Raw genomic sequence first — 13,222 nt, 5'->3', positions numbered from 1 at the left:
CACAGCCGTCCATTCGGTGGCCAACCGCGGTTCACCGGGGGTGCTCAGGATGAACACATGACGGGACTGGCGCGCGGGGAGGTGGTGGGGGGTGTGCTGGCGCTGCTGTCCGCGTCGTTGTTCGCGGTGGCGGCGTCGTTGCAGCAGGGGAGTGCGCGACGGGCGGCGCTGGCCGATGCGCGGGTGCGAAATCTGGCGATCATCGGGATCGCACGGACATTGGTGACGAATCGGCGGTGGCTGGTGGGGCAGGGGGCGAGTGCGACCGGGTTCGTCCTGCATGCGGCCGCGCTGCGGTACGGGGCGCTGTCGATGGTGCAGGCGCTGCTGGTGATGCAGTTGCTGTTCGCGCTGCCGCTGGCGGCGGGGCGGCGGCAGCGGCCACTGCTGCGGCGCGACTGGGCGGGGACCGCGGCGGTGTGCTGCGGGCTGGTGGTGCTGATTCTGCACGGGGTGCCGCACGGTGCGCTGCGGGTCGACCGGCTACCCGCGGCGGCGGCCGTGGTCGCGGGCGCGGTCGTGGTGTTGTTGGCGCTCGCGCGCACGGCCCGCTCCCCGCAGCTGCGCTCGGCGCTGATCGCGATGGCCTCCGGCTGCTGCGTCGCCACCACGGCCGTACTGGTGTCCATCGCGGCCGCCGCCCTGCCCGAGCTGAGCCCGGCCCTGCTGGGAGTGCCGATCTCGACCACGGTCGGCGCGCTGCTCACCCAGGAGGCCTTCGCCCGCGGCTCGCTGCCCACCGCCCTCACCACCATGACCATCACCGATCCGGTCCTCAGCTATACCGCCGGGCTCACCCTGTTCGTCACCACCGCGCACGTCTACCCCCTCCCGCTGGCCCTGGCGGCGGGACTCATCATCGGTGGTGTCGCGCTGCTGGCGAATTCGCCCACCCTGCACGACGAAAAGGACGTGCCGCAACTGGTTGCCGTCGGCTAGAACTTTCCGGGTGGAGGTATTCCTGGAAACCGACCGTCTCATGCTGCGCCGATTCACCGCGGCCGATGTCGACAACCTGGTCCAGCTGGACAGCGATCCCGCCGTGATGCGCTATCTCACCGGCGAGCCCACGCCGCGGGCCGAGATCACCGACGAGGTGCTGCCGCGCATCCTGCGCGACTACCGGCACGGACCGCTGGGGCGCTTTGCCGCCGTCGAGCGGGCGACGGGGGCGTTCGTGGGTTGGCTCGCGCTGCAACCGCCCGGGGATGGCAACGTGACGGAGGTGGAGCTGGGCTATCGGCTGATGGCGTCGGTCTGGGGCCGCGGATATGCCACCGAGGGCGCGCGGGCGCTGATTCGCGCGGGATTCACCGATCATGGCGTGCAACGGGTTTGGGCGCAGACCATGGCGGTCAATCGCGCCTCGCGCCGGGTGCTGGAGAAGGTCGGACTGGGCTACGTGCGCACCTTCCACCTGCACTTCGACGATCCGCTGCCCGGAACCGAGTACGGCGAGGTCGAATACGAACTGCTGCGCGGCGACTGGTATCAGGCCGAGCGCATCTCGGGCTCGAAATCGGCATAGAGGGAGAGCAATTCGGCGACCGTGGCCGACCACGGGAAGCGTTCGGCGCTACGGCGGGCGGCGGCGCGGCGGGAGTGTTCGGGGATGGTGAGCAGGGTGGTGATCGCGGTGGCCAAACCCCGTGGGGTGCCGTCGCATTCGAGTCCCGAGCCGGTCGGTCCGAGTAGCTCGCGGGCGGCCCCGGCGCGGGGGACCACCACGGGGGTGCCGCAGGCCAGGGCCTCCAGCACGGCCAGGCCGAAGGTTTCGGCGGGCGAGGGGCAGACCGCGATATCGGCGGCGGCGACCATGCGGGCCACGGCGCGGCGGTCGGAGACGTGCCCGGCGAAGGTCACCGGCAGCCCGGATGACCGCTCGCGCAGGCGATCCCGCAGCGGTCCGTCGCCGACGACGGTGAGTTCGGCGTCGATGCCGCCCGCCCGCAGCAGCCGCAGGGCCTCGATCGCCCGGCCGGGTCGCTTCTCCCGGGACAGTCGGCTCACCAGGACCAGGCCCACCACGCCGCGGTCGGAAGGCGTTGCGGTCCGGTCGATATGCCGATCGGCCACCAGGCGCAACCGGCCCGGGAACGGCTCCAGCGGCCGGAAGGTCTCCAGGTCCACGCCCAGGGGGATGCGGTGCACATTGCGCGCACCGATGCGGGTGAACTCGTCGCGGGCGAAACCCGAGGTGACGATGATGTGGTGGGCACGCGCCGACAGCCGCCGGTTGGCCAGGTCCGCGGCCGTCGACAGCGGAAAGCCGGGTGGCACCCGCGGCCGCAGGATGGCGTCGATGCGCTCGTGCGAGAACAGCACCAGCGGCACCCCGGCGCGGCGGGCCCAGGGCGCGAGCCACCGCACGCTCAGCTTGTCGCTGCATTCGAGCACGTCCGGGCGCAGCCGCTGTAGCAGCGGGCGGGTGCGCCGCGCGGTGAGCACGTGATAGCCCGCCCCGCCGAATCGCGGGCCGCGCAGGGTGATTCGCCGACCGGCGGGGGTGGATTCGTCCGCGTCGGCCAGGCCGGGGACCACCAGCACGCGGTCGTGCCCGGCGGCCAGATAGCCGCGCCCGATCTCGTCGACGCAGGTGCGCAGCCCACCCGAGGCCGGGGTGTAGAAGTTGGCGAGCTGCACGATTCGCATCAGCCGATCACCTCGCGCGGTGCGACGACCCGCATGCCCGCGCAGCCGATCACCTCCGCATAGGTCATCGGGCGGGCGCCCGCGCCGAGGGCGGCATCGATCGCGCGCAGCGCCGCGTCGCGCAGGCCCGGGCGGTGTAGATCGTCCGGATGCAGGGCGATGCGGACGAATCCGCCGCGCAGGGCGGTACGGCGGGCCAGCGTGCGCATCAGCCAGGCGGCGGTCTGCTCGCCGCGCCCGCCCGGTCGCTGGGACAGCGCGAAGCCGCGGTGGCGGCGGCCGGTCCGCAGATCGCGCACGCCGAAATGATCGGTGGTGTGTGAGAATCCGGCGCGGCACAGCAGGCGCAGCGCGGCGGGGGAGGCCAGCCAGCCCGGTGGGGTGAACCCCGTTGTCGCCAGGCCCATCTCGTCCATGACCGCGATCGCGGGCCGCAACCGCGCGTCGGCCCCGGCCTCGTCGAGCGCGGCGAATTCGGCCGCGCCGCGGGCGATCAGCCGGGCGATCGTCCGGCGCACGAGCGAACCGTCGCCGGGCGCGGTGTGATCCCAGCCGTGCAGCATGATCTCGTCACCGTGGGCGCGACGCTCGCGTAAGAACATTCCGTAATCGGGCGCATCGGACAGCCGAGCACCGCGCCACGGCCCGGGTATCACCAGCAGCGAGACCGGAATCCCGAACGCGTCGGCATCGGCGCACCAGCGCGCGGTCTCGGCCTCGCTGGCCGGAGCGACATCATGGATACTCACCACCAGACGTGCGGACACGACCGCAAGCTAGCAGCGTACGGTTGCCATAAGCTGAACAATCGGGGCGCTGCGGGGCAAATCGTGATCTTGCTCAGTGCGCGGCGAGGTGTCGATCCAGCCATTCGACCAGATCGGTGAGCACCACGTCGCGTTCCGGCTCGTTGAAGATCTCGTGATAGAGGCCCGGATAGCGGCGCACGGTCAGTTCCTTCGCGGCGGCGTCGCGCTCGATGAGGTCGGTGCTCGCCGGGGCGGCGAGTTCGTCGGCGGTGCCGTGCATGACCAGGGTCGGCACGGTGAGCCGGTCCAGCCGCGCGCGCACGGCCTCGGCGGCGTTCAGGATCTCGGTGGCGGTGCGGGCGGGCAGCTTGCCGCGAAACACCATCGGGTCGGCGTCGTAGGCGCGGACCACCTCCGGATCGCGGCTGATGGCCGACGAATCCAATTTCAGCACACCGAGATTGGGTGCGATCCGGCTCAGCAGCGGCGCCGCCAGCCGCTGCGCCGCATTCCCCACCTCGATCACCAGCGGTGGCGCCGACACCGCGATCCCGGCGATCCGCAACGGCGCACGGGTGGCCAAATACAGCGCGACGAGACTGCCCATACTGTGCGCCACAACGAACCGCGGCAGCCCCGGATGCTCCGCCGCCGCGAATTCGAGCAGCGCCGAAACATTGTCCGCCGCACCGTCGATCGAGCCGATATTGGCCTGCGCCCCGCCCGACCGCCCGTGTCCGATGTGATCGAGGGCATGAACCGCGTATCCGGCTCCGGCCAGTCGCCGCCCGACGTGTTCGTAGCGTCCGGAATGTTCGGCCACCCCGTGCACCAGCGCGATCACCGCGCGCGCCCGCTCCTCGGGCAGCCAGGCGCGCCAGAAGACCCGCCCGCCACGTCCGTCGAATTCCCCGGTCCCACTGCGGGCCATGCTCGCCTCCGTGCTGTCGCAACCGGGCCATTGTCACCCACCGGCCGCCCGCGATGCCCGATTTTCGCACTCCGGCTCAGTGCGCGACGGTGAAGTGCCGGTCGGGGCCCGGCTGTTCGAGTTCGTCGACGACAGCCACGGCCAGGTCCTCGGCCACCGCCTTCCTCACCATCCTCGACATCACCCCCGAACCTCACGACCACCGCACCCAACTCCGGGCGAGTTGCTCCCCATCCCCCCGCCGCGGGCGTCAGCGAGCGGCGGGGGGCTCGGTGAGGTGGGTGAGGAGGCGGTGGTTGAATTCGATGAGGCGGGCGTAGTTTCGGCGGGAGAGGCGTTCGTCGGTGCCGTGGATGCGTTCCAGGTCGGGGGCGGACAGGATGATGGGGGCGAAGTTGCAGCGGGCGGTGGCCAGGCCCTCGTAGTGGCGGGAGTCGGTGGCGCCGGGGACGACGCCGGTGGTGATCACGGCGTCGGGGACGAGTTCGCGGGTGAGGTCGGCGATCAGGGTGTAGGCGGGGCCGGTGGGGCTGATCGGGGAGGGTTCGGAGGACCGCCCGTGCAGGGTGATCGCGACCCGGTCGTCGCGGACCACGCGACGGCAGTGCTGTAGCACGCCGGAGACCGAATCGCCCTGCAGGATGCGGAAATTCACCAACGCCTCGGCCTGCTGCGGCAAGACGTTCGCCTTGACGCCGCCGCGGATCACCGTGGGTGCGGTGGTGGTGCGCACCAGCGCCTCGGTCTGCGGACGCAGGGCCAGTACCCGGGCGACGGCCGCCCCGCCGTGCGGCAGGACGCCCAGCGCCCGGCGCAGCGGCGCGGGCAGTTCGGGCCGCAGGGCGGTGAGCATGTCCAGCACCACCGGGGTCATGCGCAGCGGCATCGGCCGCTCCTGCAGCCGCGAGACCGCGCGCGCGATCCGCCCCACCGCCGTGCGGCGACCCGGCATCGACGAATGCCCGCCCGCGTCGGTGACCGCCAGCCGCACCGTGGCCCAGCCCTTCTCACCACGCATGATCGAGGCGACCGGTCGCCGCATCCCGGTCATCCCGGTCAGGATCACCCCGCCCTCGTCGAGCAGCAGCTCCGCCCGCACGCCCTCCTCGCGCAGCCGCGCGGCGATCCGCGTCGCGCCGTCGAGGCCGAAGACCTCCTCGTCGTGCCCGAATGCCAGATACACCGTGCGCCGGGGTTTGCGGCCCGCCCGCAGCGCCGCCTCCACGGCCTCCAGAATCGCCAGCACCCGGCTCTTGTCGTCGATCGCGCCCCGGCCCCAGATGAATTCGTCGTCGACGACCCCGGCGAACGGGGGATGGGTCCAGCGCTGCTCGTCGTCGACGGGCACCACATCCAGATGGGCCAGCAGGATGACCGCATCCCCGGATTCGGTTCCGGTCCAGCGGTAGAGCCTGCTGTGCCCGAAACACTCCAGTTCGAGTTCGGCGTGCACGAGCGGAAACGACGTCTCGAGCAGCGCTGCCAGCCGGTCGAATTCGGCGTCGGGCGCGGCGCCGCCCTCGGACGAGACGGTCACGCAGCGCAGCGCGGCGGCCAGCCGTTCGGCGGTCGCATCGTCGACGGGCGGTAGCGGCGCGGCGGTCATCGAGCGGCGACGCGGTCGGGGAAGGAGATGGTCACCACTGCATTGTCCAGCACATCCGGCGCTACCGTGCCGCTCTTCTCCGCGCGCCACTTCCCGACGGCCTCGGTCACCGCGCCCGTCACATCGCCGTCGCGGACTCCCGTCAGCAGCGGCAACTCCACCCGCGCCGCGGTGACCTCGACCCGGGCGTTGACCGGGGTGTGCGACCACACGTCGTCCACCACATCGGTGATGCGGAACCCGATCCGATGCCCGGCGCTCACCACCCAGTCCTGCCCCAGCAACCGGACTTCGGCCGTCTCGCGCACCGGCGCGATACCGCGGGTGATCACGGTGGCGCGGCCGTCGGGCGCGATATCGTAGAGCTCCACCGCCACGGTGGCATCGGCGGGCCCGCGCAACGACAGTGCGGCCGTGGGGATTCCGGCCAGGTGCTGATCGGTCGGCAGCGGCTGGGACACCGACCAGAGCTCGCGATCCGGGCCCGGCAGCAGCCCGCGATCGGTATAGGCGCCCGGGCGCAGCCCTACGGACACCCGCGTGGCATCGGCGGGCGGCCAGGCATTCTCGCCCCGCCACTGCCCGTCGAAGCGATTCACGGTGATGCGCGGACCGGGTACCGCCACATCCTTGCCCGCCACATGCCGATCGAAGAACGCCAGCACCTCGGTATCGAACTGCGGTGTCCCGCAGTCCTTGTGGCAGGTGCGATGGCCCCACTGCCCGAACCACGCCCGATGTTCACCGGGCCCCAGCCCGTTCCACACGTCGAACACCCGATAGGCGCGGGTGTTGTAATCCAGAAAGCCCTGACCGAGAAACAGCGGAATCGTATTGCCGCGCAACCGGTCCACCAGATCCCGATCGCGCCAGAACTGGGCCGCCCCGTCGTGATCGGCGATATTCGAGACATACGGCTGCGCGCATTCGAGCGGATTGCGATTCGCATTCGCCTGATACTCGGCCGGATCGGTGGGATAGGCGGGGGTACCCGAGATCAGCAGATGTTCGAATCCGGCGAAATCGGCGGGACGAACACCACTCTCGGTCACCGGCTTCCCGGAGAACTTCCACGCGATGCCCTGCATGTACAGATAGGAGTAGGGATCGACCACCGGCTCGAAGGCGGCCACCGCGGCCAACCCCTGCGGCTTGGTGGCCAGGCCCATCAATCCGGTCCAGCCCTCGTAGGAGGTGCCGAACAACCCCACCCGGCCCGTCGACCAGGGTTGGCGCGCCGCCCATTCCACCGCGGTCGCCACATCCGCGCGCTCGCCGGGCCCGCCGAAGTCCGGGCAGCCGTTGGAGCCGCCGAAGCCGCGCAGATCGACGATCACATAGGTGTACCCGGCCTGCAGGAACATCTCGGTCTGCAGATTCTCGGTGGACGGACCGCCCTGCGGCCGCGGATTGCTCAGATACGCCAGATGCGCGCGATACGGGCTGACCGTCAGCACGACCGGGGTGCGCACATCCTCGGCCAGCCCCGCGGGCCGCAGGATATCGGCATGCAGCCGCAGCCCGTCCGCGGTATCGATGAACTCCTGCCGCCACTGATGCGGCACGCTGGGCGCGGCCACCGCCGTCACCGGCGTCAGCGCACCCGCCACCAACAGCAGCCCCGCCAGGCCACGCAAGATCAACGTCCGGATCACCATAGGACTATCGAGTCTGCCTGGACATAGGTCCAGCCCCTGGAACCGGGGTGCCCCTTTTCCGGATCAGATCGGGCGCAGGTCGATCATCCGGCGCAACCGCGCCCGGTCGCGTTCCAGCCGCCGCGCCTCGTAGGCGATCGGGAAGTAGCGCAAACGTTCCGGCAGCAACGGAACGGTGCGGCCGATGGCCCAGCCGAGGCCGCGCAGGGTGAGTTCGTCGGCGGCCGACCAGCTCAGGCCGAGCTTGCGGCGGATCGGCTCGGGTGTCGTGCCGACGGTGAAGAAGTACTGCAACCGGCCCACGGGTGCCGCGGCCATCCGCCACAGCGGCGTGAGCGGGCGCGGAAGCGAGTGGGGTGGGGCGATCTTGCGAATCACCCGCAGGTAGTCGTACGCCACCCCGGTCGGCTCCAGGCCGTCGACCTTGTCGAAGAAGAACTTCTCCCACTCGGCATAGTTCGGCGGAATCTCCTTGGGCGCCACCGAGAAATTGCGCATGAGCTGCACCACCTCCTGGTAGTACTGCTCCTTCTCCTGCTCCGACAGCGGCCTGCGGGTGAAGTACCGATTGCCCTCGACGAAGGCGAACACACCGGTGTGCAGCACCCAGGCCCACGGCCCGGACGACAGCGCGGTATGCCGCACGCCGTGCGCGTCGGTGGTGCTGAGCGAGGCGTGCATGTGGCGCAGCCGGTCGGCCTCGGCCAGCGCCTCCTCGCCGCCGTAGATCCACATCATGACCGACGCGACACTGCGCGCCGCCCGACCCATCGGATCGGTGCGGAAGGAGGAATGTTCGTCCACCACCGCGGCGATCGACGGTTCCATCGTCTGCAGCAGGAACGCCGATCCCGCGGTGAGGGAGAAGGTGATCAGCCCCGTGTCCTCCCACATGCGCGATCCCGGGCCGAATGCCCGTCGATCCGGTCGGGAGTCTCGGTCGATGCCGACGACGGACGCGGTCATGGTGATCTCCTTTGACCACTCGACAGTATGAGAGAATTTACATCCGATCTTCTCACCTTCTCGCGAGCGTGGCAAGGCGTTCGCGGCTACGGCCGGAGCACCAACTTTCCGCGCACCCGACCCGCCAGCAGGCGGCGATGCGCCTCGGCGGCGTCGGCGATCGGCAGCACGTCGGCAATCCGGGCGCGCAGCACGCCCGCGGTGGCCAGCCGCACCACCTCGCTCAGGTCGGCGTGGTCGTGGGAGTACACGACCAGTTCGGGAGCGATGCCGCGCTCGGGTTCGAACTGCCCGCCCGGAATCCAGAATTCGGGGACGATCGTGACGTAGCGGCCGTCGTCGCGGACCGCGGCGAAGGCCGACCTGGCCGAGGGGCCGTCGACGGTGTCGAAGGCCGCGTCGTATCCATCGCGCGCGGGGACGAGGTCGCGGTCGAGGGGCCGCACGCCGATCGAGCGGAGGTAGTCGTGGTCGGCGCGAGACGCCGTGCCGTGCACGGTGATTCCCCGATGCACGGCCAGCCGCGCGGCGAAGGCCCCTACCGCCCCGGCCGCCCCGTGCACCAGCAGCCGCTGCCCGGCGCGCAGTCCGAGACGGCGCAGTGCTTGCAGCGCAACGGTTCCGGCCAGGGGCAGGGTTGCGCGGGTCTCGACGTCCAGGTCGGCGGCGAGCACCACCTGATCGGCGGGCAGGACGACACGCTCACGGTAGGAGCCGATCTGGGTGTGCGCGTGAGCGGTCGTGGCCGTCACCCGGTCGCCGGGGGCCAGGGCGGTGACGCCGGAGCCGACCGCCTCCACTGCACCCGCGATGTCGTATCCGGGCACCAGCGGCAGCCGGGGCGGCCGCGCCCAGGGGTAGCGGCCGTCGCGCATGCCGAGGTCGGCCGGATTCACCCCGGTCGCCTCGACTAGCAGTAGCACCTCGCCCGGCTTCGGCGCGGACAGCGGGACCTGCCGCAGCCGAAGGACCTCCGGCCCGCCGAAGGTTTCGATGGTGATGGCTTTCGTCGTCATGGCGGCAACGCTACGAAGCGTCACGGCGCCGGGCATTGATCCGGATCAATGCCCGCCGATCGGCGATGTGCGCCGGGACCGGATACGACTCAACGCCTCCGGTGTGATCGCCAGATAGGAGGCGGTCACCCGGCCGGAGATGCGTCCGGCGAGCTCGCCGTGCTCGCGCAGGAATTGCGCGTAGCGGGTGGCCGGATCGTCGAGCAGCAGCCGGCGATGGGCGCTGTCCTCCTCGAGGTAGTGCCGCTCGGTCAGCGCCGCGATCACCGCGCGCCAGCTCGGATCGGCGGCCACCAGTTCGTCGAACCGGGCGCGTTCGGCCACCAGCAGCGTGGCGGGCGTCAGCGCCTGAATGAACAGGTCCGACACCTGTTTTCGCAGATTGGCGGCATACGGGCAGACGAGGCGGCGACCGGCGACGAACGCTTTGGTGCGCTCGACGCCGTCGGCGGTCAGATAGTACGAGCGCAGCAGCCCCTCGACCAGGAAGCCCACCCGATCGGTGCGATCACCGGCTCGCACGAAATGCGCCCGCTCGTCCAGCCGGACCGGGCGGAACAGCGCCCGCGCCCGCTCGAACTGTGCGTCGGGGACGGGCGCGATCGCCCGCATGGCGGCCACGAAGCCGTCGAACGCCGAATCCATTTCGCCCACAACGCCGCTCGGCCGCGATTCATTTCACCGCGTCGACGAGGCGACGCACGCGCTCGTTGAGGTAGCGCTGTTCGGGCACGCTCGCGGTGAGCTGGGCGGCCCGGCGGTAATCGTCGATGGCGCCCGCCGTATCGCCGGTCAGCTCCAGCAGATGCGCGCGCACCGCATGCGTGCGGTGGTGGCGTCGCATGGCCGGATCGTCGAGCAGGGGTGCGATCAGATCCAGACCCGCCCGCGGCCCGTACGCCATGCCCACGGCCACCGCGCGATTGAGCGTCACGATCGGGCCGGGCGCGATCCGGTCGAGCATCTCGTAGAGGATGGCGATCTGCCGCCAGTCGGTGTCCTGCCACGTCGGCGACTCCGCGTGCACGGCGGCGATCGCGGCCTGCAGCTGGAAGCGTCCGACGTGACCGCGGGGGAGAATCCGCTCCAGAATGGCCACGCCCTCGCCGATCGCCGCCCGGTCCCAGCGCGTGCGGTCCTGTTCGGCGAGCGGAATCAGATTCCCGTTGTCGGTGCGGGTGGCGGCGCGGGCGTGGGTGAGCAGCATCAGGGCCAGCGCCCCGGCGACCTCGTCGTGATCGGGCAGCGCCGCGTGCAACTGCCGGGTGACGCGGATGGCCTCCTCGCTGAGGCTCGAATCGGTCAGCGCGCCACCGGCGGAGCGGGTGTGCCCCTCGGTGAACAGCAGATGACACACATCGAGCACCGCCGCGATGCGCGCGGGCAGCTCCGCCGCGCCGGGCAGTTCGAATTGCGCACCGGCCGCCCGCAGCGTGGTGCGAGCGCGCGAAAGGCGTTGTGCCATGGTGCGTTCCGGCACCAGGTAGGCGGCGGCGATCTGGCCGGTGCGCAGGCCCCCGACGGCATGCAGGGTCAGCGCGACCTGCGAGGGGCGACTGAGGCTGGGATGGCAGCACAGCAGGAACAGGCGCAGGGTGTCGTCGTGATCGGCCGCGAGGGCGCGGTCGGCCGCCGGGGCGAGATCCGCATCGGCGGGGCGGGCCACGCCCACCGTCTCCTCGCGCCCCGCGCGAGCCCGGTCCGCGCGAATTCGATCGATCAGGCGCCGGGACGCGACCCGGATCAGCCAGCCGCGCGGATTGCCGGGCACCCCGTCACGATCCCACTGCACCGCCGCCGCCTCGGCCGCCTCCTGGGCGGCGTCCTCACAGTCGCCGAGATCGCCGTGCCTGCGCAGCAGGGCGGCGAGGACGTGCGCCGCCTCGCGCCGCCACACGTCCTCCACCGCCCGTGCGCTCACTGGTCGTCGCCGCCCATCGACATGATCGGGCGCAGTTCGACGGTCTCACCCGGACCCGCGAACGTCGCGACGATCTGCTCGGCCCGCGCCCGATCGGCCACGTCGATGACGAAGAATCCGGCCAGATGCTCCTTGGCCTCCGAATACGGCCCGTCGGTGGCCAGCGGCTTGCCGTCGGCCCACCGGTACAGCCGCGCCGACTCGGGCGCGCCGAGGGCCGCCCCGGAGATCAGCTCACCCCGCTCCTGCAGTTCGCCGAGCGTCTTGTCGAATTCGGCATTGATCCGGTCGCGTTCGGCCTGCGGTAGCGCCTGGAACTCCGGCAGGTAGTCACCGGTCGGATGTCCCCACGGCCGCGGATTGGAGTGGATCAGGATCACGTACTTCATCGAAAGCTCCTTCGAGATCGCGGATGCGCCCGGTCGACCCATCCTCACTCGAGACGTCGGAGCCGACGAGCCGATGTCGACATCGCGGTCGCGGCGATGAATCGGAAATTTTTCGTCAAGACGAAGCCACGCGCTTGCCCGGCGATGCGGCGGCCGGGTCTGATGGACAGATGGCCGATCCGCGCGCGAATTCTCGTGCCCCGCACCCGAACCCGGTGATCACCGGGCCGTGCGGCCGATCGGCGTGCGCCGAGCCCGTGCCGACGCATGTGGAGCGCTTCGGTTTCGGCGGCGAGGACGAGCCGCCGTCGCGCGGCCGCACCGCCTGATATTCGAGCCTGGATCCCGCCCGACCGCGGACCGCTCCGGCAGCGTCGGATGCGCGCGGCGTTCCCCTTTCATTCGCAGGACCGTGCTCCTGCCCGTCTCGAGGAAATACCCATGCCCGAAACATTTCCGACCTCTCCCACCGCCCTGGTCACCGGCGCGACCAGCGGACTCGGCTTCGCGCTGACCCGCCGCCTGGTCGACGACGGGGCCACGGTGATCATGCACGCCCCCGACCGGGCCAGCGGTGAACGCGCCCTGGAGGATCTGGTCAAGGACGGCGCCGAGCCGCTGCGCCTGCGGCTGCTGGTGGCCGACTTTACCGATATGGCCGAAATCGCGACGCTGGCAGCCGAATTGGCGCGCACGGTGCCCACCCTGGACCTGCTGGTCAACAACGCCGCCATCGCGGGCCCGGAGCGGCGCACCCGCACCGACGCGGGCCACGAACTCACGCTGCAGGTCAACTACCTCGCGCCCTATCTGCTGACCAAGGCTCTGACCGGTGCGCTCGCCGCCGCCCGGGGCCGGGTGGTGAACATCTCCTCCGAACTGCACCACGGCGGCTCGATCGCCTGGAAAGACCTGGACCGCAAGCAGGGTTACTATCTGCCGCTGCCGGTCTATGCCCAGTCGAAGCTGGCGCTGACCATGTTCAGCCGCACGCTCGCCGAAGCCCATGGCGACGCGCTCACCGCCGTGAGCGTGGACCCGGGCGCGATGACGACCGGAATGCTGCGGCTGTACGGCCATGTCGGTCGCCCGGCCGACGAGGTCGCGGCGGAGATCGCGCCGCTGTGCGACACCCGCACCGAGGTGATCGACGGCGGTCACTACCTGCTCGGCGTACCCGCGAAACCGGCTGCGCTGGTGGAAAACCCGGGTGTGCGCGCCCGTCTGGCCCGGCTCACCGCGCGGCTGACCGAGGTCCATTGAAGGGGGAACCCACATAGTCCGCGCGGAAAGCTCTACCCGCCACGACAATTCGGTGGCGACCCGGGCCGAGC

At 71.0% G+C, this 13,222-nt stretch carries 14 protein-coding genes; 4 read left to right on the top strand and 10 right to left on the bottom strand.

The genetic code is table 11. The features are described from left to right. Positions 1-57: 57 nt before the first annotated feature. Together NDR87_RS08160 and NDR87_RS08155 are read left to right on the top strand one after the other, a co-directional pair. The gene (locus tag NDR87_RS08160; protein WP_251910516.1) at positions 58-939 is read left to right on the top strand and encodes a DMT family transporter; all 882 of its coding nucleotides are present in this window, start codon (positions 58-60) and stop codon (positions 937-939) included. A gap of 10 nt (positions 940-949) precedes the next feature. Beyond that, the gene (locus tag NDR87_RS08155; protein ID WP_251910515.1) at positions 950-1,528 is read left to right on the top strand and encodes a GNAT family N-acetyltransferase; all 579 of its coding nucleotides are present in this window, start codon (positions 950-952) and stop codon (positions 1,526-1,528) included. Here NDR87_RS08155 and NDR87_RS08150 read toward each other — a convergent pair. The 10 genes from NDR87_RS08150 to NDR87_RS08105 form a co-directional block, all read right to left on the bottom strand. Further along, entirely contained in the window at positions 1,492-2,652 is a 1,161-nt protein-coding gene (locus tag NDR87_RS08150) for a glycosyltransferase (RefSeq protein ID WP_251910514.1), read from the bottom strand. The two genes, NDR87_RS08155 and NDR87_RS08150, sit on opposite strands and share 37 nt — an antisense overlap. Continuing rightward, positions 2,652-3,419, bottom strand: coding sequence for a polysaccharide deacetylase family protein (locus NDR87_RS08145; protein WP_251910513.1), 768 nt, complete (start codon positions 3,417-3,419; stop codon positions 2,652-2,654). Before NDR87_RS08145 ends, NDR87_RS08150 begins: the two co-directional genes overlap by 1 nt. A gap of 73 nt (positions 3,420-3,492) precedes the next feature. Continuing rightward, a complete protein-coding gene (locus NDR87_RS08140) occupies positions 3,493-4,332 on the bottom strand; it encodes an alpha/beta hydrolase (protein WP_251910512.1) in 840 nt (279 codons plus the stop codon). A 250-nt stretch (positions 4,333-4,582) separates the two neighbouring features. After that, positions 4,583-5,938 carry a M20/M25/M40 family metallo-hydrolase gene (locus NDR87_RS08135; RefSeq protein ID WP_251910511.1) on the bottom strand — a complete coding sequence of 452 codons (1,356 nt, stop codon included), beginning with the start codon at positions 5,936-5,938 and terminating at the stop codon, positions 4,583-4,585. Continuing rightward, entirely contained in the window at positions 5,935-7,596 is a 1,662-nt protein-coding gene (locus NDR87_RS08130; protein ID WP_251910510.1) for a CocE/NonD family hydrolase, read from the bottom strand. The genes NDR87_RS08135 and NDR87_RS08130 overlap by 4 nt, the downstream gene beginning before the upstream one ends. Positions 7,597-7,659: 63 nt before the next feature. After that, positions 7,660-8,562 carry an oxygenase MpaB family protein gene (locus tag NDR87_RS08125; protein ID WP_251910509.1) on the bottom strand — a complete coding sequence of 301 codons (903 nt, stop codon included), beginning with the start codon at positions 8,560-8,562 and terminating at the stop codon, positions 7,660-7,662. Between the two features lie 86 nt (positions 8,563-8,648). Continuing rightward, positions 8,649-9,578 (bottom strand): NADP-dependent oxidoreductase, encoded by a 930-nt coding sequence (locus NDR87_RS08120; protein ID WP_251910508.1) that lies wholly within the window; start codon positions 9,576-9,578, stop codon positions 8,649-8,651. A 45-nt stretch (positions 9,579-9,623) separates the two neighbouring features. Then, entirely contained in the window at positions 9,624-10,223 is a 600-nt protein-coding gene (locus tag NDR87_RS08115; RefSeq protein WP_251910507.1) for a Crp/Fnr family transcriptional regulator, read from the bottom strand. 28 nt (positions 10,224-10,251) lie between these two features. Beyond that, a complete protein-coding gene (locus NDR87_RS08110; protein ID WP_251910506.1) occupies positions 10,252-11,499 on the bottom strand; it encodes an RNA polymerase sigma factor in 1,248 nt (415 codons plus the stop codon). Further along, positions 11,496-11,888, bottom strand: coding sequence for a YciI family protein (locus NDR87_RS08105; protein WP_251910505.1), 393 nt, complete (start codon positions 11,886-11,888; stop codon positions 11,496-11,498). Before NDR87_RS08105 ends, NDR87_RS08110 begins: the two co-directional genes overlap by 4 nt. A 170-nt stretch (positions 11,889-12,058) precedes the next feature. On the opposite strand from NDR87_RS08105, the gene NDR87_RS08100 reads away from it, so the two are divergent. Together NDR87_RS08100 and NDR87_RS08095 are read left to right on the top strand one after the other, a co-directional pair. Next, entirely contained in the window at positions 12,059-12,217 is a 159-nt protein-coding gene (locus NDR87_RS08100; RefSeq protein WP_251910504.1) for a hypothetical protein, read from the top strand. Between the two features lie 112 nt (positions 12,218-12,329). After that, entirely contained in the window at positions 12,330-13,151 is an 822-nt protein-coding gene (locus NDR87_RS08095) for an SDR family NAD(P)-dependent oxidoreductase (RefSeq protein WP_251910503.1), read from the top strand. Positions 13,152-13,222 lie beyond the last annotated feature (71 nt).

Origin of the sequence: Nocardia sp. CDC159 (genome assembly GCF_023740735.1) — a bacterium.
GTDB classification, from domain to species: Bacteria; Actinomycetota; Actinomycetes; order Mycobacteriales; family Mycobacteriaceae; genus Nocardia; species Nocardia pulmonis.
Note: the sequence above shows the minus strand (reverse complement) of the source record. Positions and strands in the feature narration are given on the sequence as shown.